Origin of the sequence: Porphyromonas uenonis 60-3, from assembly GCF_000174775.1 — a bacterium.
In the GTDB taxonomy this organism is placed as follows: domain Bacteria; phylum Bacteroidota; class Bacteroidia; order Bacteroidales; family Porphyromonadaceae; genus Porphyromonas; species Porphyromonas uenonis_A.
The window spans coordinates 58,972-82,247 of the sequence record NZ_ACLR01000182.1 but is presented as its reverse complement, the minus strand read 5'-3'; the positions used below and the strand labels follow the sequence as shown (position 1 = coordinate 82,247).

Sequence of the window (23,276 nt, the reverse complement as noted above, 5' to 3'; positions counted from 1 at the left end):
TTACCCCCCCCCCATTTAACATTTAGCGACAAAGAAGCAGCTCACTTACGCAGCTCTCACGCAGGCACTTCTCTTGCTACCAGCAGGAGAGAGGGCGGGGCAACAAACATACCTCATCACACATCTCATCACACATCACAAGTGGCGACCTCTCACCGAGAGAGGGGTCGCCACTCGTCGTATCTTTTGGTCACTTACATCAACTTCTCCCTTTAGTAAACAACAATCTATACATATAGTCAATCTATGGAACAGAAATCAATTTGGAGACTCATTTTCTTCATCGCATTTATTGCTTTAATGGGGATCAGTTGCTGGGCAACGACGGAGTCTATTCACCTCCTGCTACCTAGCTGGCCCGTGATTTTTTGCTGGATCGTAACGATAACTTTCTTCTTTATAGCATCATATGGTAGCAAGTTGATCGTAGATAGTCTCAATATGAATATCTACTACCACTCACGAGGTAAAAGCTTAATCATAGGAATCATTCTACTAATCCTATTTTGGCTTTTGTTTAGTATGCCAACGAATACACATACATTCTTCTATAGATCAGCGATCAACGATGTAGCACTCAAGGATGTAGGGACTACTCAAAAGTATATACTAGAGCTAGCTGATGACTCCTACACGCAAAACAATATAAAACTCAACATTGAGAAGCTCAAGCGTGACGTCTCTGCACAGCAATTAGCTTTAGAGGCAGAGATAGACAACAGCGCTAACCCAGGCTTTGGCACTAAAGCAAAGAGCCTGCTGAGTGGACTAGCTCATTCGCTAGGCATAGATGTCATACCCACTCTATCCTACAGAGGCACATCTCCCGCAGAGCGTAAGAAACTCAAAGAAGAGTATAGCAAGATCATCCACAAGCATCTAGAGGCCCGCATAGCGGAGATAAAGAAAAACGGCGAGGACAGTCGTTCCTCCCGCTACAAGCCAGAAGCCTTGGAGCTCGCTAAGCAACTAGAGTCTGCCAAGGGCGCACTAAGTGAAGCCAAAGCTCGAGGGCTAATTGACAAATCACTCATCTCCAACGTGGACGCACTACTAGCTCGCTCCTACAACACAATCAAGAACTACCAAGACCTCATCAATATATCTGATGAAGACAAGCCTGTCTATCTAGCAGAGAGCTCTGTAACTAGGACTCATCGTATGCTAAGCGTCGTAGAGGTGTGGAAGGATATATTCAAAGGCAAGTATGCTGGACGAGAAGTAATCCTCTGGATCCTGGTAGCCGTCCTCGTAGATGTGGCAGCCTTTATATTCTTCACACTTGCGACAAAAAAGGAAGAAGAATAACCCCCTACTATAAAACAAGATACTAGACACCATTGCTATGGCTATAGAAATACCAACCAAACAGAATAGCGAGGAGCCTGAGTTCCTCCGCGACTCCATAGACTCTCCATCACCCATTGAGAGCTCAACTGATGAAGTCAATACTGAGGAAAACGAAGCTATCACCTCCATCAATCAAGATTTCGATGAAGAAACAAAGCCTTCTATGCACTATACTGGAGAGAGCAAGAAAATACTTGACCCCATGCGGGTCAAAGTGGAGATAGCAGATGCCCGAACACCCATCGTAGTCCTCTTCGGTCCCAAAACCTCGGGCAAGACGATGATGCTGGTTCGACTGACTCGATGGCTCAAGAAGAATGGACTGAGCGTAATGCCTATTAGGACATTTAGACCTGCAGACGACAACTACAAGAAAATGTGCGACAGCTTTAACGACATGGTAGACTCCAATGAGGCTGCCAAGGGAACAAACGCTATCGACTTTATGCTCCTTAAAGTATCCAAAGACGGTCGCCCCATTTGCCAAATTCTAGAGGCTCCTGGAGAGCACTACTACAACAGCGAGAGACCCTCTCAGTCTTTTCCTCCATACATTCATAAGATCATCTCTGAGCTAAGGAACAAGAAAATATACGTCATCCTAACAGAGGGTGACTGGCGTAACCAAGAGACACAAGATAGTCGAGATGCTTATGTCCAAAAGATTGACTCACTCCGAAGGCTCTCCGATATTAAAGATAAGTTCATCGTTGTGCTCAACAAAGTTGACCTTACGGAGTTCACGCTAAGCAAAGGACTTTACAACAAGCCACAAGCAAGGAGAGCCATCAAGAACCTATACCCTCGCATCTTCAAGATCTTTGAGAACCAACACCCAATCACCCGCTTTTTCAGGCCAAGCTATGCAACCTTTATGGCATTTCAGTCTGGGGAATTCTCCCAGACAGCTGATGGAGAGACCTTCATATACACACCAGGAGCTGATGCATACGCTAAGGAGTTGTGGAATCAGATCATAAGCGCCTGCAATTAGTATGAGACTAGAAGTATTTATTTTCGGAGCCGAGGATGGAGCTGTAGCTTACCCCAATACAGACGCTCGCTACTTTGAGTCTATGTTTTACCAGACTCCCGATATCAAGAGAGTCCCTATCCTAGACGTTAGACTCAGACTGATTGATGGAAGATGTTTTACAGACTATACTCTGCTACTCTATGGGCTTACAGCCACCATAGGCAGACCTGATGCTCATATCGGAATCACGTACCGCCTAGAGGGCTATGTCGACAAGTGCACCCATATCTACCACTTCTTAATGAATGAGTTCAGCGGGAAAGTCGACGGAGTTGTCGTCAACCGAGACAGATTTATCAAGCCTATCTCTGACTTCAAAGAGCTACCACAAGTGCTGGAGCAACGGTTTGCCAGCTGTTTCGACGATCAAGATATAACCCCAATCATCTCAAGCCAAAAGGCAGACTCAAGGATTATCCCATATAATCCTAAGGATATAGACGACGCAGAGATCAAGCGTAGAGTTTTTGCTAGAGAGGTTATCCGTATATCGGACTCTTACCCCAGCCGTGAGCTACTAGCAATGCAAGAGAGGCAAACGAAGATGAAGACTAAGTACGCAAAAGAGATTGAAGAGACCGAAGCTCGAGTAAAGACTCAAGCTCAAGAGCGAATCAACTCTTTGCAAACACAGATTGACCGCCTAGCGGAAGAGAAGAAGCGTATCATCACTTCTAAAGAGAGCAGTGATGCGACTATTCAAGAGATCCGCAAGCTGCTACAGCTTTCCCCTTCTGCAGCTGTAACGCTTAGCAAGGAGGAGCTATTCAAGCCTCAGGATATTGCTTCTAATGCCAAAGGACTTCATCGCCAGACTCACCTACTATCCCGACCAGCACTCCAAGTGGGACTACTCCTCATATCTTGTGTTGTGAGCCTTCTGACGCTACTTTTTGTGTCTGGCATCATCGCCTCTTCATCTAGTAGCCACACAAAGTCAGCTTCCCCGACTCCGACAGAGCATGTGCAGGATAGTACGAAGAGTGCCAGCATATCAACACCCCAATGACAAAGCATAGAAAAGTCTACTCGCTAGTAGTTTACATATTGCTTCTAAGCTTCATTTTCCTATCGCTCATTAGTTGTCAATGCTCGACAGAGAGCAATGGTGATAGTGACAAGATTTGGTTTGACTTCGGCACGCCATCTGCGGAGGAGATTGTGGGGTCTTCGTCTTACCCTCTAGAGGGAGTGAATAATCAGATTGAGGTACCCTTTGAGAGACAAGCGGGTGTCAAGTTTGTCTCTGTCAAGCTCAACGGCATTCCTATGGAGATGATACTTGACACGGGGTGTAGTAGCACACTAATCTCTGTTGCTGAGGCAAACTACCTATATAGCAAAGGACTGATCTCTGAAGAAGACATCATCGGAGAGACCTACTCTCAGATAGCCGATGGCTCCTTGCGCGTAGGGTTAGAGATTAACCTCCGTGAGCTAGAGATAGGAGGAGAGGAGGCATTGACCTTTCAAAATGTCAGAGCCGTCATCGACAAAAATGTAAATGCTCCCTTGCTCCTAGGAAATGAAGTCTTCGATCGTGTAGGCTCCGTAACTGTAGACAACGACCGAGATGTTGTTATCTTCTCCAAATAAGCACTCCATCAATAGTCACCCTAAATATATACAAGAATATGAACGTAGACCTCGCTTGTTGGTATGCAGATGACTGTCTTAAATACCCTCTTGAGTATCCCAGTGATTATATACCTCTGAAGAGCTACGGCAGAATATGCCGAGATGAATACAGCAAGACTACATCTTTGCAACTATCCGTAGAGCGCTCAGGAGACATCATCTCCTATATCTTCTTCAAGCGTCTTAATACTAGGGTATACGTAGGGATCAATTTATATATCAATGGACTTGTATACACCAACCTTGATAAGCTCGCTGAGCTGTTTGCCCCGAAAGTAGATAATCTCCAGCACATCTTATCTCGTGAGGGCAATACTGTGACCGTAGAAGCTAGCATAGAACCACTCTTCAATCAGCTTCGGTCCGCTCTCAGCTCCTCATCGATATATAAAACGAAGCCTCTCAGTCCGATGGACTACTCACTCTCTACAGGCTATTACAGATTTTATTACTGGGGCTCATCTACCGCAAATGAAATCATCCAATCCTCAGAGAAGGGAGAAACCTACATTTTAGGCTTATGCCCAAACTGCGAAGCCCTCGTTTACTCTGAAGTCCCCGATGACAGTGAAACTTCCAACGACCGAGAAGTCCCCAACGAAAAGCCAAAGAAAAGAGACAAGAAAGGATCTGACGCACTTGTTCCCCTTGTTGTCATATTGGTTTCCATAGCTCTAGGACTTCTTAGGGCTTGGATAGAGACCTAAGCACAAACGCTAATCTAACTAACTACCTATAACAATAAACAAAACGGTACCACTATGAAAATGTTTAGAAAACCTTTTTCCACCGAAGGGCGTATCAGACGTCTAGAGTATGGACTGACGCTCATTACTCTCACGTTTGTTCAGGCCTTTGCTAGGGCAATTATGGAGAGTGCTTCTGGAGCCTCATCTGTGATGATTGTTGCTCTCCCTATCCTTCTAGTCTGCACATGGATTATGATTGCACAAGGAGTAAAAAGAACTCACGACTTAAACCAATCAGGCTGGTGGATTCTTTGCCCTGGCTGGCCTCTCATCATTTTATTTTGGAAGGGAGACGTAGGCGATAACAAGTACGGTCCAGACCCCAAGGCTTAGCTCGTCAAGAGCTATACGTAGCGAGTCCGCCCTCCTCCTTCACCCTAGTCTGTTAAGGTGAGGAGATGGTGGACTCGGGCTCTAGTGAGCCCGCTGGGCGAGGTGGCGGAGGCGTAGCTTGACGCGGTGTGCTTGGTGGTGCAGATGGCGCCAGAGGCGTTTGTGGAGGGGCGTGGCCGTGAGACGAGCGATCAACGAGTCTAATGGCTCTGCATTGATTTGCTCGAAGAAGAGCTGGCGCTTTGGTGGCTCCGCGACACTCTGCTCGATGGAGGGATTACCCGCCACGGCACTCGCATAGGTCGTTTCCTGAGAGCGACAAGTGAGCTCGGACCAGAGGCGTTGCCCTTGTGCGCTGTGGATCAGTACGACGCTCGTACCTTTATTCTCGTCCAGCGCTTGATCTAGATCGGGACAGGTGCGCTCCACGCCCCAGTAGTCGCCCAGCGTCAGGTCGCTCTGACTGCGCCCCCCCTTCGCCATGCAGGCGTAGCAACTAGGACGCAGGTAGAGGTCGTGCAGGAAGCCACGCATGTAGATATTGTCTCCGTAAAACTGTCGCATGCCCTCCCCCTCAGTGTTTTGCAGCACAAAGTCATAGCGTCGCCACCCCGAGACCGATTTGTCGCGAAAGGAGATTCCCGTGATCTCTCCCTGCCCTGCTCGCAGTGTCGTCAGATACCTTTGCCACACCATCGGTGAGGGTACGCCGTGGCAGACCACATCGACCGTTGTCAAGTTGTCGTAGGCACGCCCGAGGTAGTGTACCAGCCCTTTGATCTGACAGGGAGTCCCAGTGAAGAGGACGGGTCGTCCCTCTTTGAGAAACAGCTCCGCCCGCTGATAGTTATCGCCTATACGGCTCTGCAGGTACTTACTACCCCGAAAGGGTGCCAGCCCCTCAACCGTCTCCGTATAGTCGTGACAGACGCCCCAAGTCTCATCAAATCGCGCCCCAAAGACCACGCCCCCACGACTTAGCGTTTCCTCAGCAAGTAGCGTAAAGAGTCCTCCCGACGAACTCGACTTGCGGAGCCCTTCGTCGGTAGCACATGCGGCATAGACAGCCAGTGGCTCACGAGGTGCGCCCAGCTGCATAAAGGGGCAGACACGCTCACACTTATGACACTCGATGCAACGCTCCAGATCGACGACTGGATAGCCAAAGCCCTCCTCGTCACGCTCCAGTCGTATGCACTCCTTGGGGCACACCTGTCGGCACGCTTCGCAGCCACAGCAGCGCCTCTTGTCCTCTATCTGTATCATCGTGTCTTAAGTCTCTAGTGCACTACAAAGATAGAGAAAGCAGATTAGATCTAGGGTCAAGAAATGATACAAAATGGTTCCATCTGCGCCACGATCCGAGGAAATCAAACAATTCCTCGGTGGAGATTTTCAAATCTCCAGTGAGGAATGAAGAAATTCTTCGGAACTTTGATTTGCTTCTTCCGAAGTTTCATTTCATTCTTCCGAACTTTTATTTCCCGGCTCCGTGGGGAATTTTCGTTTGCTCCCTGGCGATTCTTGATTTCCTCAGGAGAGATTGCAATCAGCGGAGATCTCGGAGTCACTATGGCGTGACGCTATAGCGCTATGTAGCGCATAAATACGTGGTTAACGCATCGTCTCAAGATTGGCTCGACGATTAAGGGCATATTTGGACAAATTTCTGTATCTTTGCGAGCATATCTTATACGAAAGCTCCAATGAAGAAACCCTTTAAGGAATACCAGTCTGCTGACTTCGCACAGATCAATCAGGAGATGCTAGCTCAGTGGGAACAAGAGCAGCTCTTCCACCGCTCGCTACACCAGCGTGAGGATGCACCGCTTTTTACCTTCTACGAGGGTCCTCCCTCAGCCAACGGAATGCCTGGCATACACCACGTCATAGCGCGCTCTATCAAGGATATCATCTGCCGCTACAAGACGATGCACGGCTACCGTGTAGATCGTCGTGCGGGCTGGGATACGCACGGTCTGCCTGTAGAGCTGGGTGTCGAGAAGAAGCTCGGCATCACCAAGGATGCGATCGGTAAGACGATCTCTGTCGCTGAGTACAATCAGACCTGTCGCAAGGAGGTGATGAAGTACACGGCCGAGTGGGAGTCGCTGACCAAGCAGATGGGTTACTGGGTCGACATGGAGCACCCCTACGTAACCTACAAGAATAAGTACATCGAGACGCTCTGGTACCTTCTCAAGGAGCTATACAAGAAGGGTTTACTATACAAAGGTCTATCCATACAGCCCTACAGCCCGGCCGCAGGTACGGGACTAAGCTCGCACGAGCTGAACCAGCCGGGGTGCTATCGTGATGTCAAGGATACGGTCTGTACCGCACAGTTTCGCATCATTGATGCACCTGAGTCACTTCATGGGCGTGGCGAAAGCTTTTTCCTAGCTTGGACCACCACTCCGTGGACGCTTCCGTCGAATACGGCTCTCTGCGTGGGGCCTTCGATCGAGTACTGCGCTGTGGAGACGTTCAACCCCTACAGCGCTATGCCGATTACGGTGGTCCTCGCCACGACGCTCCTAGGCAGTTACTTCGACGCTGAAAGCGAGGTGAGCGAGCTCCCTGAGACGTGGGACAAGGAGACCTACAAGAAGGCTCCCTGGCACCGCATCTCGACTTGCAAGGGTAGTGACCTCGTGGGCATTCGCTACGAGCAGCTCATCCCGTGGGTCAATCCTGGCGAAGGAGCCTTCCGAGTCATCCCTGGCGACTATGTCAGCACCGAGGATGGTACTGGTATCGTACACATTGCACCGACCTTCGGAGCAGACGATGAGCGTGTCGCCAAGGCTGCGGGCGTTCCTCCTCTTCTAATGATAGACAACAAGGGGCAGCTGCGTCCGATGGTTGACTTGAAAGGGCGCTTTTACAAGATTGAGGCGCTAGATCATCAATTCCTCAAGGAGTCGGTCAATGTACCTCTCTACGACACCTACGCTGGGCGCTATGTCAAGAAGGATTACGATCCCAAGGACACTCCTGACAAGGAGACGCTAGACGTAGATATATGCGTCATGCTCAAGCACGAGAACCGCGTCTTCCGAGTTGAGAAGCATACGCACAACTATCCCCACTGCTGGCGCACGGACAAGCCTATCCTCTACTACCCGCTAGATAGCTGGTTCATCCGCTCTACGGCGTGCCGTGAGGAGATGATGCGCCTCAATGAGACGATCGACTGGCATCCCGCAGCCATCGGGGTAGGACGCTTCGGCAAGTGGCTGGAGAACCTCCAGGACTGGAACCTCTCCCGTAGTCGCTACTGGGGTACTCCCCTACCTATCTGGCGTACCGAGGATGGCGATGAGGAGATCTGCATCGGCTCTGTTGAGGAGCTTTACAAAGAGTGCGAGCGCGCAGTACAGGCTGGCGTCATGTCAGCCAATCCGCTCGCAGGCTTTACCCCTGGCGACTACAGCGAGGAGAACTATGACAAGATCGATCTGCACCGTCCCTATGTCGACGAGATCACACTTGTGGCTCAGGATGGCAAGCGGCCAATGCGTCGTGAGAGCGATCTGATCGATGTATGGTTTGACTCGGGTGCGATGCCTTTTGCGCAGGTGCACTACCCCTTTGAGCATCGCGAGGAGGTCGAGAGTGGGAAGGTTTTCCCCGCCGACTTCATCGCTGAGGGTGTGGACCAGACGCGTGGTTGGTTCTTCACGCTCCATGCTATCGCTACGATGACGCAGGGGAGCATAGCGTTTAGAAATGTCCTCGTCAACGGGCTCGTCCTCGACAAGGATGGCAACAAGATGAGCAAGCGTCTAGGCAATGCGGTCGATCCCTTTGGAGTCATCCAGCAGTATGGCTCAGACCCCCTTCGCTGGTACATGATTACCAATGCCAATCCGTGGGAGAACATTCGCTTTGACCCTAAGGGTGTCGAGGAGGTGAGCCGCAAATACTTCGGCACGCTCTACAACACCTACCAGTTCTTCGCCCTCTATGGCAACTTGGACGGCTTCGATCCTGCCGTGGCTCAGATTCCCTATGCGGATCGTCCTGAGATAGATCGCTGGATCCTCTCGCGTCTCAACTCACTCATCAAGGAGGTGGACGGCAAGCTGGGAAGCTACGACCCAACGCCTGCGGGACGTGCCATCGAGAACTTTGTCACAGAGCATTTGAGCAACTGGTATGTGCGTCTCTCGCGCAAGCGATTCTGGGCTGGCTCTATGACCGATGACAAACTGAGTGCCTACCAGACGCTCTACCAGTGTCTCTCGGTAGTGGCTCAGCTAATGGCGCCCATTGCACCCTTCTACGCAGATAGGCTCTACCGTGACCTGCACGAAGAGTCTGCATCGGTGCACCTCTCCGACTATCCCGTAGCAGACGAGGCGCAGATAGACCTAGACCTAGAGCGTAGCATGGAGCTGGCTCAGATCTACTCGACTCTGGTCCTCTCCCTGCGGCGCAAGGTCAATATCAAGGTGCGTCAACCGCTCAGCGCCATCATGCTACCGGTCAATGACCCTGCGGACAAGATTCATATGGAGCAGGTTCACGACCTATTGCTCAGCGAGGTCAACGTCAAGGACATTCGCTTTGTCGATCCCTCAGACTCGATCTGGGTACGCACGGTCAAGCCCGACTTCAAGGCTCTAGGGCCTAAGGTGGGCAAGAATATGAAAGCGCTGGCAGCTCAGATCAGCACGCTCTCTACTGAGCAGATCAATGAGCTGGAGCAGACAGGTCAGCTCACCTTGACGGTCGGTGATCAGCCTATTGTGGTCGATCTCGGGGATGTACAGATCATTGCTCAGGATATACCAGGCTGGACGGTCGCAAACGAGGGTCGTCACACGGTGGCTCTAGACATCACGCTCACGCCCGAGCTCATAGCAGAGGGTACGGCTCGTGAGTTTGTCAACCGCATACAGAACCTCCGCAAGCAGTCTGGCTACGAGGTCAACGATCACATCGAGCTACTCGTGATGGCTCCCGAGGAGGTTGTACAGGCGCTCCGTACTCATCAGGAGTACGTCCAGACGCAAGTACAGGCCGACACTATCGACTACTCCGAGGTGCTCAGCGATGCCGAGGAGATAGACCTGGACGGCACCCCGATAGCGGTACAAATCAGCAAAGTATAATACAAACCACGGTGTATGTAGGCGATAAAAGCTTTCCCCCCTAAGGAGCTTCGCCTACAGCGCACCAAATAGATTCACAAATAGTATGGAAGACAGCGGCAAGAAAAGATACAATCCCGAGGAGCTGGAGGAGTTTCGCATCCTCATTGAGAAGAAGATCGCTCAGGCTCGTGAAGATCTCAATATGCTCCGTGCGGACAACGTCAACGACATCAGCGATACGACGCCTACCTACAAGGATCTAGACGAGGGCGCCATCACGCAGTCTCGCCTGGAGAATGATGCTCAGGCACAGCGTTTACAGGACTTCATCGAGAAGCTCGAGGCAGCTCTCCTACGCATCCAGAACGGCACTTATGGGATCTGCTCCGTCACGGGCAAACTCATTCCCAAGGAGCGTCTCCGTGCGGTACCTCATACGACGAAGAGTATCGAGGCTAAGCTCAATCGCGACAAGCGTAAGTAAAGTCATCCCGCACCTCATATGACTCGAACTAGCCAGCGCCACTGGATTGTCGCAGGGCTCATTCTGCTCCTCATCGTCATTGATCAGGTCGTCAAGATCTGGATCAAGACGCATATGTACGTTGGTCAGGAGTACCACATCTTCGACTGGTTTCGCATCTACTTTGTAGAGAACCGTGGCATGGCCTACGGTGTGGAACTGGGGAGCAAGCTCCTCCTGACCGCCTTCCGCATCGTAGCGATGGCGGGGCTAGGCGTTTGGCTCACCCGCTTCGTTCGGCAGTGCAGGCACTACTCGCTAGGCTTTTGCATTGTCATAGGACTTGTGCTGGCAGGAGGCATCGGCAATCTCATTGACTCCCTCTTCTACGGACAGCTCTTCACCTCCTCCATCGGACAGGTGGCACAGTTTGTCCCTACGACAGCTGGAGCGGTAGGCTATGCCCCGTGGCTTGAGGGACATGTGGTTGATATGCTCTACTTCCCCCTCTTCACGACGGTACTGCCCGAGTGGTTTCCGATAGGTGGTGGCGAGCCGTACACCTTCTTCAGCCCCATCTTTAACATTGCCGACAGCTGCATCACCGTGGGCGTGCTAGCGCTACTCATCTGCTATCCACGCACCACGACACGTGCGCTTGACCGTCTTTGGATCTATCTCCGAGGCAAGCATCGCCACACGAGTAAACGAGCTAAGTAAGCGATAATGCGAGCCTTCAGCGTTAAGACCTCTTTGCTCAAGCTTGGGCTACTGAGCGTGCTGCTACTCCTACTCGGGAGTGGCTGCAAGAAGCGCTCGTGGCAACGCATACCGAATGATAAGCTGGAGCAAATACTCACCGAGCTCTACTCAGCTCGTGGGATAGGTCAGACGCTCTACCTTAACTCCGACCAGCAAGACTCGATCTACGTCTCCATACTTCAGGCTCATGGTGTATCTCAGGAGGATCTAGACAGCACGATCTACTACCTCTCCGCCTCCAAGGCTAAGCTCCTTCAGAAGATCATCGCTCAGTCCTCAGCCAGCATACAGCGAGAGGTCGATATATTGGAGCGCACGACAGGCTTCTTCAGGGTAGGCTCGGAAGATGGCGAGAACAACTTCTACTCGCCACTACCCGACACGCTCTCATATCCTGTCACTCCGCTGTCCACCTATCCCATCTGCATCAATAGTAGACAGAGCAGCTACATCTGGAAGGTAGCTCTCGCAGACCTACCTCACCTCCCCGACACCATACATCAGATAGAGATACAGGGACTCATCAGTGGCTCACACATACCAGAGCAGGGACAGATGCCCTGCATAGCGCTCTCCAAGCAGTTGGACGCTAAGACTCCGCCCTTAGCCATGGAGAGTGTGTCAACAAGGTTGCCCATCGGAGGAGTCTTCGTGCTCACCCTAGGAGAGTCTGCGCCAGAGAGTACAGCAGAGCCGAGCGAGCCTGAAGAGCCTACGATTCCAACCGATAGTCTATTAAGTGGTCTGACGGATAGCCTCGCAAATAGCCTCCCCGAGAGTGCCCCGAAAAAAGAGCACAAATGCGCTATCCCACACTTCTCTGCAAAAGACACTCTCACCATCGCCATCTACAGCCTACCGACAGACTATCTAGGTACGCAGTCGCTACACTTCAGGCTACATGACCTACGCATCATCGCTCGCTAAGGTCAGTTCGTAGCCCCCTAGCAAGCGTAGCACCAGACCGATGGCTCGACAGATCATCCTACACCCAGGCGAACGGATTGCGCTCCGACAGTTGCTTTACCGTGGGGAGCTCCTGTGCTCCGTCCTACTCACCTATCACGACCGTGAGCGAGGCATTGAGCTAACCTCATGGCATTACGACGAGCCCCCGCACACGCTCTACTACTCAGGCACCTGGCACCTCGTCGAGGACGATGCTGACCACCACTATCTATTACGCCACGAGTAGCGACCTCGTCTTGATAGCTCTCCGATTTCTAACCTCTAATTTCGTATCTTTGTAGCGTATTAAGTATTGGCATAGCATGCTTTATAGATTATGATGACAGCACACGATATACGACAAGCCTTCCTCGACTTCTTTGAGGAGCACGGACACCGCATAGTTCCCTCGGCACCGATGGTGATCAAGGACGACCCCACACTTATGTTTACCAATGCCGGGATGAACCAGTTTAAGGATATCATCCTGGGCAATAAAGAGCCTCAGTATCGTCGTGCAGCAGACTCGCAAAAGTGCCTCCGCGTCAGCGGTAAGCACAACGACCTCGAGGAGGTAGGACGCGATACCTACCACCACACCATGTTTGAGATGCTGGGCAACTGGTCCTTTGGCGATTACTTCAAGAAAGAGGCTATCGAGTTCGCCTGGACCTTCCTCACAGAGCGCCTCCATCTACCCAAGGATCGGCTCTACGTGACCGTCTTCGGCGGTAGTGCCGAGGAGGGGCTGAGCCGTGACGACGAGGCTGCGGGCTACTGGCTTCAGCACACCACGGAGGATCGAATCATCGACGGCTCTCGCAAGGACAACTTCTGGGAGATGGGAGACACTGGTCCCTGCGGTCCCTGCTCTGAGATACACATTGACCTGCGTAGCGAGGAGGAGCGTCAGGAGATCTGCGGTCGTGACCTAGTCAATAAGGATCACCCGCTAGTCATCGAGATCTGGAACCTCGTCTTCATGCAGTACGACCGCAAGGCTGACGGGCATCTAGAGCCCCTACCCCACAAGGTGATCGATACGGGCATGGGCTTCGAGCGCCTCTGTATGGCTATGCAGGGTAAGAAGTCCAACTACGACACCGACCTCTTCACCCCTCTGATACGCGCCATCGAGACACTCAGCGGGGAGCAGTACGGTCAGAACGAGCAGGTGGACATAGCCATGCGTGTTGTCGCTGACCACATCCGTACGATTGCTTTTGCCATTGCCGACGGACAGCTCCCGAGCAACGCTAAGGCGGGCTACGTGATCCGTCGTATCCTACGTCGTGCCGTGCGCTACGCCTACACCTTCCTCCATGCCGATGAGCCGATGCTCTACACGCTCCTCCCCACGCTCAATGAGGTGATGGGCGGTGCTTACCCCGAGATCGTGGCTCAGCGCGAACTGATCGCTTCGGTGATCAAAGAGGAGGAGGAAAGCTTCCTACGCACCCTCGCTCAGGGACTCAAGCTCCTAGAAAGCAAAATCCAAGAGCTACCCCAAGACGCAAAAGTTCTATCGGGTGCCGACGCTTTCGTCCTGTACGACACCTACGGCTTCCCACTAGACCTCACAGAGTTGATCCTGTCAGAGCGTGGCATGACGCTTGATCAGGTTGCTTTTGACAAACTGATGCAGGAGCAGAAGAGCCGTGCCCGTCAGGCTGCAGCTGTCGACGCAGCCGACTGGGAAGTCCTCGACGAGGAGACCTCCGAGAGCACCTTCGTAGGCTACGAGACGCTCCAGATAGAGACGCATATCCTGCGCTACCGCAAGGTGGCTGACAAGAAGCACAGCTACTATCAGGTGGTGCTGGCGGAGACACCCTTCTACGCTGAGATGGGAGGTCAGGTCGGTGACAAGGGCGTGCTCATCGCTCAGGACGGCACAGAGTACCCGATCCTAGACACCAAGCGGGAGAACAACCTCACCGTCCATATCCTCTCCACTCTCCCCGCAGATCCCAAGCAGCCGCTCATCGCTCGTGTCGGAGCGGAGCTACGTCACCTCACGGAGGCAAACCATACAGCGACGCACCTGATGCACCACGCGCTGAGAGCCGTGCTCGGCACTCATGTAGAGCAAAAGGGGTCGCTCGTTTCGGCAGACCTGCTACGCTTTGACTTCTCACACTTCAAGAAAGTAACTCCCGAAGAGATTGCTGAGGTAGAGCGTCTAGTCAATGCGGAGATTCGTGCCGACAGACCTCGTGACGAGCATCGCAATGTACCGATTGCTCAGGCTAAGGAGATGGGTGCGATGGCACTCTTTGGCGAAAAGTATGGCGACGAGGTACGTGTCATCAAGTATGGCGACTCGGTCGAGCTATGTGGTGGTACCCACGTGGCTAGCACGGGGCAGATAGGCTTTTTCAAGATTATCAGCGAGGGCTCTATTGCCGCTGGCATCAGACGTATTGAGGCGGTCACAGGTCCCAAGGCGGAGGAGTATGTACACCATCTAGAGGAGCAGTTGCAGCTCTTCAACGAGCGACTCAACAATGTGCCCGATCCGCTCAAGGCGCTAGACCGACTGATTGCCGAAAGTGCCGAGCAGCGCAAGGCTATCGAGCAGTACACCAAGGCTCAGGCGGAGCAAATAGCTCTGCAGGCTCTAGCCGATCAGACGAAGCGTGGCGAGACTACCATCGTCACCGTCAATAAGTCCATGAGTAGCGACGTCGCTAAAGATGTCGCTGGCACCATCCGCGAGCGACTACAGGGCTCTTACCTAGCGCTCATCGGTGCTGCCGAGGAGGGCAAGTGCACCCTCACGGTAATCCTCTCGCCAGACCTTGTCGACAAGGGGCTCAACGCAGGCAAGCTCATCAAGGAGGTCGCCTCTCTCATCAAGGGCGGGGGCGGTGGTCAGCCTCACTTTGCAACGGCTGGTGGACGCAACCCCGAGGGGCTCCAAGCAGCCATCGACCATATCGTCTCGCTGATTTAGCAGTTGGCCAGATGCCACCCCTAGCCTTCATCTCCACCCAGTCAAGGGTGCTCGTGGGCAATCTAATGGGCGACTACCTGCGGGAGTTGCTCCGCCAAGGTAAGCCCGAGAGCTACTACCTACTGGCAGATGAGCAGGTGTGGCATCTGAGCCAAGAGCTTATAGCGAAAAACTATCCCGAACTAACGGAGCTACCCCGCTATCTGATCAATGACCCTGAGGAGGCGAAGAGCCTCGAGGGCATCACTGAGATGGCACGCTGGCTCCTAGAGCAGGGTGCCACGCGTGGCGCTACACTCATTGCGCTAGGCGGTGGAGCCGTGAGCGATGCCGTTGGCTTCCTCGCTCAGATCTATATGCGGGGCATCTCGCTCGTCCTACTCCCCACGACGCTCCTCGCCATAGCAGACGCTGCTGTGGGGGGCAAATGCGGGGTCAACTTTGCGGGTGTCAAGAACCTCCTCGGAGCTTTTGCCGATGAAGCTACCACGCTGACGCTCTGCGACACAGCTTGGCTGGAGAGCCTCCCAGAGGAGGAGCTACGCTCAGGCTGTGGCGAGCTGATCAAGTATGGTCTGCTCGTTGGTCCCGACCTGTGGCGCCGGCTACTGCAGGTACTGCCCGAGCAACCGCTCTCCCTAGAGCAACTCACCCCGCTCATTCGTGAGGCGGTGCAGTTCAAGCTCGACATCGTGGCTCAGGATCGTCTAGATCAGGGGCTGCGTCACCAGCTTAACCTGGGGCACACCTTCGGACATGCCTTTGAGGCGTGGAGCCATCAGCACGGCGACAAACCTTTGCTACATGGCGAGGCGGTCGCTCTAGGACTCGTGCCCGAGCTATATCTCTCGCATGTCAAGCTTGGCTTCCCCAAGGAGGTGCTACACCAGTTGCTCGCCGTAGTGCAGGAGCTGTACCGTCCGCTCTCCATCACCTGCCGAGACTACAATGCGCTCAGGGAGCTAATGCTCCACGACAAGAAGAATAGCGACGCCCAGCGCATCACCACCGTCGCCCTCTCGGGCATCGGTGAGGTCCACGAACTACAAAACGCATCTCTCGACATCACCGAGGCGCTCGACTACTACCAAGACACGATGCTCTAGGCTATGAATATCGCCCCTGAGACACGTCCCCTACTCTCTATCATCGTCCCTGTTTACAAGGTCAAGGCTTACCTAGCCAAGTGCGTCACTTCGCTCTGCCAGCAGTCCTATGAGCATATAGAGATTATCCTCGTCGATGATGGTTGTCCAGAGGGGTGTGGGGAGCTGTGCGAAGCTTTTGCCAAGGAGGATGCTCGCATCATCGTCTTACATCAGACCAATCAAGGTCAAGCAGCAGCCCGCAATGCAGCGCTAGAGATAGCGCACGGAGATTATATCTCCTTTGTAGATAGCGATGATTACATATCGCCAGACTACTACGTCAGCCATATAACGTATCTAGAGCGGCACCCCGAGGTAGACATCTCTATCGCAGGAATACAAAATGTAGATGAGGAGGGGGTGCCCCTAGCTCTGTCCCCGTTTCAGCCACGCACAGAGCGACTCTCTCTAGTTGGGGTAGAGGCTGTCAGTGATTATCTGCTCCAGATACACTTCGCTCAGGGCATCTATAGAGCAGCTGTATGGGCGTCCATACGCTTCCCTCAGGGGATTATCCTAGAGGATTGCTATGTCATCCCCGAAATCTGCCAGCATACCCGAGCTATCTCTGCCTCCTACGTGGGTACTTACTACTATCGTCAGCGAGGTGGTGCGACGATGTCTGCCTTTACGGCACGCCATCTAGCCTGCTTTCGCATAGTCACGGAACACCATCTAGCCTACTTCGCTCAGACCAATAGGCGACTTTACTACCATCGACTAGCTGTCGCTTATATCTACTCTTGGCGACACCGCAAGTTGCTCACGCATATGGAGCTACGCGACTACCGTAGCGAGCTGGCACAACACCCTATCCAGCTCAAGGAGCTACTGACCATACGAGGGCTCAAGCACACACTGCGCCTACGACTGCTCCTCATCTACTTCCGCCGACATCTGTAGGAATGCTCGCCACTCAGTGACGAAGCTTACGAGTGCGGGGCGCTCAGCATCGCTCATATCACACTCTATTTCTGACACATGCGAGTTCCAAAAAGGGTTCCCTTCTTGGAACTTTTTAGTTCCAAGGGTGGAACTGTTCGGTTCCAACGGTGGAACGAAGAAATCCCTAGGGAGAATTGTTTGATCCCCACGGGGGAAAGGAGCAATACTTCGGAACTTCGATTTCTTTCTTCCGAAGTTTCATTTCATTCTTCCGAACTTTTATTTCGCGCATCGGAGCAAATAAGAGATTTCCAGCGAGGAGTCTGGGACTTCCTCCGAGGAGACCGAGTAGGGTGCCCTGCTTGCTGACAATTCGTCGAGACGGCTCGTGAGCGCTGTGCCGACGGTACTAAAAAAAGCCCCACGTCTGCTGAGCAGAGCGTGGGGCTTCGTATGGTGGGAGCCGAGGGGAGCTATCGACTAGTCCGCTGGCTCACTGTGCTGGTCGTGAGCGTACTAGATGCCTAGCTGCTTCTTGACCTGAGCCGTAATATCTACGGCGGCGGAACCTGTGTAGAGCATCATCGTAGACTCCATAACGTAGGTATAACCGCCTGCGTCGCCTACCTTCTTGATAGCCTCTACGATCTTCTGCTGGATGGGTGCCATGAGAGTAGCCTGCTGCTTCTCCATGTCTTGCTGCATAGCCTGGTAGGAGCGCTGAATGCGACTTTGCAGATCAGCGAGCTCCTGCTCACGACTCTTGAGAAGCGCCTCGGAGAGCCCCCCTTTGTCCTTCATATAGAGCTCGAGCTTCTTCTGATACTCGTCGTTCATCGTCTGCATCTCTGCGGTGTACTTCTTGTCTAGCTCTTGGAGACGATCCTGAGCAGCCTTCATATCAGGCATAGCTGCGATGAGCTCCTGTGAGTTGACGACAGCTATCTTCTGCTGAGCCGTAGCTACGACAGGTAGCAAGAGGAGGAGTAGGGATAGAAACAGATTCTTTGTCTTCATTGTTCTGTATTTAAGTTATTGATAATGCGTATGTATAGGATTAGCGCTTGCGCCCATAGCCTAGCTTCTCTAGGACTTGGTCGCTGATGTCAATAGATGGATTGGCAAAGACGATGCCTGCGGTCGAGCGGTCGAGGACTAGCTGGAATCCGCCCTGCGAAGCGATCTCCTTGATCGCTTGCCATATCTCGTCTTGCAGAGGCTTGACCATCTTAGAGCGACGATTGAAGAGCTCACCCTCGGGCCCGAAGTATTTACCCTGTAGCTCGGTGGCCTGCTGCTCGGTCTTAACGATCTCCTCTTCGCGCTGACGCTTTTGCTCAGCGGTGAGGAAGACGAGGTCGCTCTGATACTTCTTGTAGAGCGTCTCAGCCTTGTCTTGGAGCGTCTTGACTTCCTGCTGCCAACGCTTAGAGACGGTCTCAAGCTGCTCATTCATCATCTCATAGTTGGGGATGTTCTTGAGGATATACTGCATATCCACAAGAGCAAACTTCTGTGCTGATGCTCCCAGCGTAAGGGCTAGGAGGAGTGTGAGGAGATATAGATGCTTTCTCATAATATTGATGTTTAGAAGGTCCGTACTAGTGTGTATAGATGGCTTGGGGAGCTCTTTGTTTAAGGAGGTCAAGCTGTCTACTCACGTACTCAGAGGGTTAGAACTCCTGACCCATGACGATGTGGATGTTGCTACCGCCACGCTGTGAGGAGCCGTCGGGCTTGTCAAAGCCATAGCCCCAGTCAAGTCCGAGCATACCGAGGAAAGGTAACGTGATACGGAAGCCGACACCAGCTGAGCGCTTGAGGTTGAAGGCGTTGAAGTTGCTGAGATCTCGCCACGCATTACCAGCCTCGAGGAAGGCGACTGCCCAGACGTTGTACTGCCCCTCGAAGAGGATCGGCATACGTAGCTCAGCCATCATACGCATATAGGCATAAGCGTAGTCATAGTTGCCACCAGCGATCGATCCGTTGCTATATCCACGTAGCGGGATGGTCTCGTTGAGGAAGTTGCCTACGTAGCCACTCATGTTGTCGCCACCCATGTAGTAGGTGCCGAAGGGCGAGCGCTTGAACGGTGTGTAGTGACCGATGAAGCCCGCATCCAGACGGGTCATGAGGACGGGCGTATACTTTACGGTAGCAGGGTTCATGAGCGGGGTGAAGACCTTGCCCGAGAACTTCCACTTGTGATACTCGACGAAGCGGTAGCGATCCTCCGACTTGAGATTGATATTGGAGTAGTCGATGCCGTCCCAGAGCGAGTATGGAGGCGTAGCACTGACGGACAGGGTAAAGGAAGAGCCACGACGGGTATAAATCGGGTTATCGATCGAGTTACGCGAGAGCGCTAGTGTGAGGCTTATATCGTTAGCATGCCCATTGTGAAAGCCTTGGAAGGTTTCGTAGACCCAATCACGGAGGTAGTAGTGGGTATAGTTGAGCGTAGCATTGACATTAAACCAGTTGTCTGGCCAGTTGAGTCGCTTACCGAAGCCGACCGTTGCTCCGAAGATATGCATGGACTGGTTGGGGTTGTAGGAGTTTTCCATCAGCGACTGCCTGTACCCACCATCGTAGCCATAGCCTCCGTAACCGCCATAGCCGTATCCACCGTAACCGCCGTAACCACCATAGCCTCCGTATCCGCCATAGTAGCCTGGGTAGTAGCCCATACCCTGCGTACGGTTGTTATAGTAGCGGGTATCGATAGCGGTCTGCATGGAGTAGAAGAGCGATGCCGTGAAGAAGTTCGGGCGCTTGCCACCAAACCAAGGATCGGAGAATTGTAAGCTGAAGGAGTGGTAGTAGCGACCATTACTCATCGCATTGAAGGAGAGGGTCTGTCCATCGCCCTGCGGGATGAGACCACGGTACGCCTTCGGGTGGAAGAGGTTATAGATCGAGAAGTTAGTGAAGTTGATACCCGCACGTCCGATAATACCGGCTTGAGACCAACCGAAGGAGAGCTCAAACTTGTCATTGTTTCTGCGTTGCAGCGAGTACTCTATATCTACGGTACCCTCTTGCGGGTTAGGGATTGGCGTGGGGAAGCTCTTCTCTGGATCAAAGTGCCCGAGCTGATTGAGCGTCATCCAGGAGTTCATCATATCCTCCTTGCTAAAGAGCTTGCCGGGCTTCGTAAAGAGCTCACGACGAATCACCTCCTCGTAGATGTCGTGGTTACCACGTATGATCACCTTGTCGATAGTAGCCTGCGGCCCCTCAACGATGCGCAGGTCAAGCGATACGGAGTCTCCCTCGACGTAGGTCTCCACGGGATCTATGCCCGAGAAGATATATCCGTTGTTGTAGTAGAGGTTGGCGACAGCATCGTCCTCGACGTAGAGACGCTTCGTAAGGCGATCCTGATCATAGACGTCTCCGTGCTGCATACCCAGCATCGCCTCGAGGAGGGGTGTGGGGAACTTCGTATTGCCGACGAAGTTGATATCCTTGATGTAGTAGCGGTGCCCCTCGGAGATGTTGATGAAGATGTCGATCTGCTTGTCGTTCTTCGGATTGCGAGCGATGGAGTCTGAGAGGATCTCCGCATCACGATAGCCCGCCTTGTGATAAGCGTTTAGGATATTGCGCAAGTCCTCCTGATAAGTGTCTTGGATAAACTTCTTGCTTTGGAAGAGCTCTAGGAGCGAGTTCCAGAGGTTGCCACGATTAAGGCGAAAGACTTCGTTCGTCTTCTTCATAGCCTTGCGCAGATCCGTGTCGGAGAGCGCCTTATTTCCCGAGAAGTAGATGTTAGCGATCTTCGTTTTGTACTTCTTATCGACCGTGATGCCGAGCTTGACATACCCTTCACGAGATAGATCAGGTTGCTGATCAAAGGTAACCTCCATCTCGCTATAGCCCTTCTCATTGTAATACTTCTGTATCAGTTGCTCCGTACGGTCGAGGACATTGGGCGAAAGCTGCATGCTCTCACGTAGACCCGTCTTAGCCTCTAGGTCTTCCTGCTCCGACTTCTTGATATTGTGATAAGTGACCGAGGCAATCCGAGGATGCTGCTCCAGTTGCACCTCTAACCACACTTTATCGCCCACATACTTAGTCACCAGCACACGCGCATTGGCAAAAGCTCCGTTACGAGTGAACTGCTGTACCACGGCAGTCGTTGCCACACCTGGTATCTCTATCTTATCCCCCACCTTGAGACCTGTATAGCCTAGCAAGACCTCCTGGTCGTACCCTTGTGCACCAGTGATGGTCACGCCCGCAATGGTCTTGGTGACGGGGCGAGCGTAGTCGATCGTGGGGGCATAGATCGTGTCGGCTGGAGTGGTAGCAACTTGTGCGCTCGCTGTAGTTACCGCGAGGAGCGCTATAAGTGCGAAGAGTATATTGTGATATCGTTGCATTGTCATCATTAGGAGATCTGATGGGTCTGTGATGTATGGGTCTTTGTTTTACTGTGGCACCGTGCCGAAGCGTCGCTGGCGTAAGGCAAAGTCTGCAAGCGCCTTGTCCAGCTCTGCCTCATCAAAGTCTGGCCATAATGTGTCTGTGAAGTACAGCTCTGTGTAAGCTGATTGGAGTAGGAGAAAGTTCGAGAGCCGCTGCTCTCCACCCGTCCGAATGAGCAGGTCGGGCATCGGCATGCCACTGGTGTAGAGATAGTCATTGATCAGATCGGGGCGTGACAGGTCGTCATTACTGAGACGTCCCGACTGCACATCCGCGACGATATGCTGTATCGCATGACTAACCTCCGTATAGGAGGAGTAGCTCAGCGCCATGCCTAGGGTGATCCGCTTGCCATCCTTGGTCTGCTCCATGGAGTCCCGGAGCTGCGCTGCCGTTTCGGCGGGGAGCTGGTCAATATCTCCAATGGCTCGTAGCCGCACTCCCTCCTTGATGAAGCGGGGCGTGTAGTGATGTAGTCCCTCTGCTAGGAGCTGCATGATATAGTTAACCTCAGCCTCTGGGCGGTTCCAGTTCTCTGTACTGAAGGCGTAAACCGTCAGATATGGGATGCCTCGATCGGCTACGGCACTGAGGATAGTCTCCAGGGCATCGACACCCTGCTTGTGTCCATAGCTACGCGACAGGCCTCGTCGCTGAGCCCAGCGACCATTGCCGTCCATGATGATGGCTATATGTTGCGGAGTCTGCTGTTTCATCATTTTGGTATCTGCCAGTTAGGGTAGCTGTCCGATCCGTGGCAAGGTTCGCTACGCTTGCCAAATTCATAGGTTATACTCACGATCAAGCCTATCGTAGCGTCACCCCCCTTGATCCAGTTCGCTGGCATCCCGTAAGGGTTGTTGAGCCAGCCCGTCTGCTCCGTAGGCGTGTCCAGGTGGGAGCTAAGGTAATAGATACCTTGCAGTGCGGCGATTAGGTTAAGGCGATTGCGAAGCTTGTACTTGATCCCCGTCTTGATGCCAGCCCCTGGCAGGAAAGCCATCTTGTGCCCCGAGAGCGTCGTCCCGACACTAAGACCAGCACCTATATAAGGTACCAAAGAGCGAGTCTGCAGGTAGCGGAACTTGTCGCTGTAGTGAGCAAAGTTGTACTCCGCCCAGCCATTTAGCGCTAGCAGATGAGAGGCACCACGGATAGCTTGATTAGCCTCCCTAGCCTGCGGATAGTCTGTCTGCGCATAGCGACAGTCGAAGGGGAGGAAGCTGTAGCCCAGTTCTCCCGAAAAGGCCAACCGGAAGTTGTGATTATAGCGAAAAGCGACTCCGCCCATTCCCCCGATCGGTACGAAGGGGATACGCCTATTAGCATTCCCTAAATAGGACGCAGCACCTACATATCCGCCCATCTCATAGCGATACTCCTGCGCCGTCAGCGAGACAGCACAGAGCATCAAGAGGAGAGGAGCCAGAAGGCAGGAGCGAGTCGGCATAAGTCTACGAGGGTAT

20 protein-coding genes are annotated in these 23,276 nt (G+C 52.8%); 14 read left to right on the top strand and 6 right to left on the bottom strand.

The genetic code is table 11. The annotated features are described in order from the left end of the window. The first annotated feature begins 522 nt into the window (after nt 1–522). The 6 genes from PORUE0001_RS07200 to PORUE0001_RS11150 are packed head-to-tail and all read left to right on the top strand — an operon-like array spanning nt 523 to nt 5,106. Nucleotides 523–1,308: a hypothetical protein gene (locus PORUE0001_RS07200; RefSeq protein WP_232501434.1), complete on the top strand. Its 786-nt coding sequence runs from the start codon at nt 523–525 to the stop codon at nt 1,306–1,308. Nucleotides 1,309–1,345: 37 nt separating this feature from the next. Then, on the top strand, nt 1,346–2,344 hold the full coding sequence (locus PORUE0001_RS07195) for a hypothetical protein (RefSeq protein WP_007365752.1): 999 nt from the start codon (nt 1,346–1,348) through the stop codon (nt 2,342–2,344). A 1-nt stretch (nt 2,345) separates the two neighbouring features. Beyond that, nucleotides 2,346–3,395: a hypothetical protein gene (locus tag PORUE0001_RS07190; RefSeq protein ID WP_007365820.1), complete on the top strand. Its 1,050-nt coding sequence runs from the start codon at nt 2,346–2,348 to the stop codon at nt 3,393–3,395. Continuing rightward, entirely contained in the window at nt 3,392–3,982 is a 591-nt protein-coding gene (locus PORUE0001_RS07185; protein ID WP_007365745.1) for a TIGR02281 family clan AA aspartic protease, read from the top strand. Before PORUE0001_RS07190 ends, PORUE0001_RS07185 begins: the two co-directional genes overlap by 4 nt. A gap of 38 nt (nt 3,983–4,020) precedes the next feature. Next, nucleotides 4,021–4,731: a hypothetical protein gene (locus PORUE0001_RS07180; protein ID WP_007365813.1), complete on the top strand. Its 711-nt coding sequence runs from the start codon at nt 4,021–4,023 to the stop codon at nt 4,729–4,731. 54 nt (nt 4,732–4,785) lie between these two features. Beyond that, nucleotides 4,786–5,106, top strand: coding sequence for a DUF805 domain-containing protein (locus PORUE0001_RS11150; RefSeq protein ID WP_081454313.1), 321 nt, complete (start codon nt 4,786–4,788; stop codon nt 5,104–5,106). 81 nt (nt 5,107–5,187) lie between these two features. Here the strand turns inward: PORUE0001_RS11150 and PORUE0001_RS07170 are convergent, their stop codons facing one another. Continuing rightward, nucleotides 5,188–6,372 carry a Coenzyme F420 hydrogenase/dehydrogenase, beta subunit C-terminal domain gene (locus tag PORUE0001_RS07170; RefSeq protein WP_007365778.1) on the bottom strand — a complete coding sequence of 395 codons (1,185 nt, stop codon included), beginning with the start codon at nt 6,370–6,372 and terminating at the stop codon, nt 5,188–5,190. Between the two features lie 440 nt (nt 6,373–6,812). Between PORUE0001_RS07170 and ileS the strand changes: the two genes are divergently transcribed. The 8 genes from ileS to PORUE0001_RS07130 all read left to right on the top strand — a co-directional run bounded on the left by ileS (nt 6,813) and on the right by PORUE0001_RS07130 (nt 17,388). Next, on the top strand, nt 6,813–10,226 hold the full coding sequence (ileS, locus tag PORUE0001_RS07165) for an isoleucine--tRNA ligase (RefSeq protein ID WP_007365815.1): 3,414 nt from the start codon (nt 6,813–6,815) through the stop codon (nt 10,224–10,226). 85 nt (nt 10,227–10,311) lie between these two features. Beyond that, nucleotides 10,312–10,692 carry a TraR/DksA family transcriptional regulator gene (locus tag PORUE0001_RS07160; RefSeq protein WP_007365765.1) on the top strand — a complete coding sequence of 127 codons (381 nt, stop codon included), beginning with the start codon at nt 10,312–10,314 and terminating at the stop codon, nt 10,690–10,692. Between the two features lie 18 nt (nt 10,693–10,710). Next, nucleotides 10,711–11,391, top strand: coding sequence for a lipoprotein signal peptidase (locus PORUE0001_RS07155; RefSeq protein WP_007365828.1), 681 nt, complete (start codon nt 10,711–10,713; stop codon nt 11,389–11,391). A gap of 33 nt (nt 11,392–11,424) precedes the next feature. Then, nucleotides 11,425–12,360, top strand: a complete 936-nt coding sequence (locus PORUE0001_RS07150) for a DUF4296 domain-containing protein (protein ID WP_232501433.1) — start codon at nt 11,425–11,427, stop codon at nt 12,358–12,360. A 40-nt stretch (nt 12,361–12,400) separates the two neighbouring features. Further along, nucleotides 12,401–12,628 (top strand): hypothetical protein, encoded by a 228-nt coding sequence (locus tag PORUE0001_RS07145; RefSeq protein ID WP_007365846.1) that lies wholly within the window; start codon nt 12,401–12,403, stop codon nt 12,626–12,628. A 90-nt stretch (nt 12,629–12,718) separates the two neighbouring features. After that, on the top strand, nt 12,719–15,337 hold the full coding sequence (alaS, locus tag PORUE0001_RS07140) for an alanine--tRNA ligase (RefSeq protein ID WP_007365773.1): 2,619 nt from the start codon (nt 12,719–12,721) through the stop codon (nt 15,335–15,337). Nucleotides 15,338–15,348: 11 nt separating this feature from the next. Further along, nucleotides 15,349–16,443 (top strand): 3-dehydroquinate synthase family protein, encoded by a 1,095-nt coding sequence (locus PORUE0001_RS07135; protein WP_007365826.1) that lies wholly within the window; start codon nt 15,349–15,351, stop codon nt 16,441–16,443. A 3-nt stretch (nt 16,444–16,446) separates the two neighbouring features. After that, nucleotides 16,447–17,388, top strand: coding sequence for a glycosyltransferase family 2 protein (locus tag PORUE0001_RS07130; protein ID WP_007365797.1), 942 nt, complete (start codon nt 16,447–16,449; stop codon nt 17,386–17,388). A 498-nt stretch (nt 17,389–17,886) separates the two neighbouring features. Here the strand turns inward: PORUE0001_RS07130 and PORUE0001_RS07125 are convergent, their stop codons facing one another. From PORUE0001_RS07125 to PORUE0001_RS07105, 5 genes are all read right to left on the bottom strand, one after another. Next, the gene (locus PORUE0001_RS07125) at nt 17,887–18,387 is read right to left on the bottom strand and encodes an OmpH family outer membrane protein (protein WP_007365733.1); all 501 of its coding nucleotides are present in this window, start codon (nt 18,385–18,387) and stop codon (nt 17,887–17,889) included. A gap of 40 nt (nt 18,388–18,427) precedes the next feature. Further along, nucleotides 18,428–18,946 (bottom strand): OmpH family outer membrane protein, encoded by a 519-nt coding sequence (locus PORUE0001_RS07120; RefSeq protein WP_007365843.1) that lies wholly within the window; start codon nt 18,944–18,946, stop codon nt 18,428–18,430. Nucleotides 18,947–19,043: 97 nt separating this feature from the next. After that, nucleotides 19,044–21,773, bottom strand: coding sequence for an outer membrane protein assembly factor (locus PORUE0001_RS07115; RefSeq protein WP_007365840.1), 2,730 nt, complete (start codon nt 21,771–21,773; stop codon nt 19,044–19,046). A gap of 39 nt (nt 21,774–21,812) precedes the next feature. Continuing rightward, the gene (locus tag PORUE0001_RS07110) at nt 21,813–22,529 is read right to left on the bottom strand and encodes an isoprenyl transferase (RefSeq protein WP_007365786.1); all 717 of its coding nucleotides are present in this window, start codon (nt 22,527–22,529) and stop codon (nt 21,813–21,815) included. Next, nucleotides 22,526–23,260 carry a hypothetical protein gene (locus PORUE0001_RS07105; protein WP_039865768.1) on the bottom strand — a complete coding sequence of 245 codons (735 nt, stop codon included), beginning with the start codon at nt 23,258–23,260 and terminating at the stop codon, nt 22,526–22,528. The genes PORUE0001_RS07110 and PORUE0001_RS07105 overlap by 4 nt, the downstream gene beginning before the upstream one ends. Between the last annotated feature and the right edge of the window lie 16 nt (nt 23,261–23,276).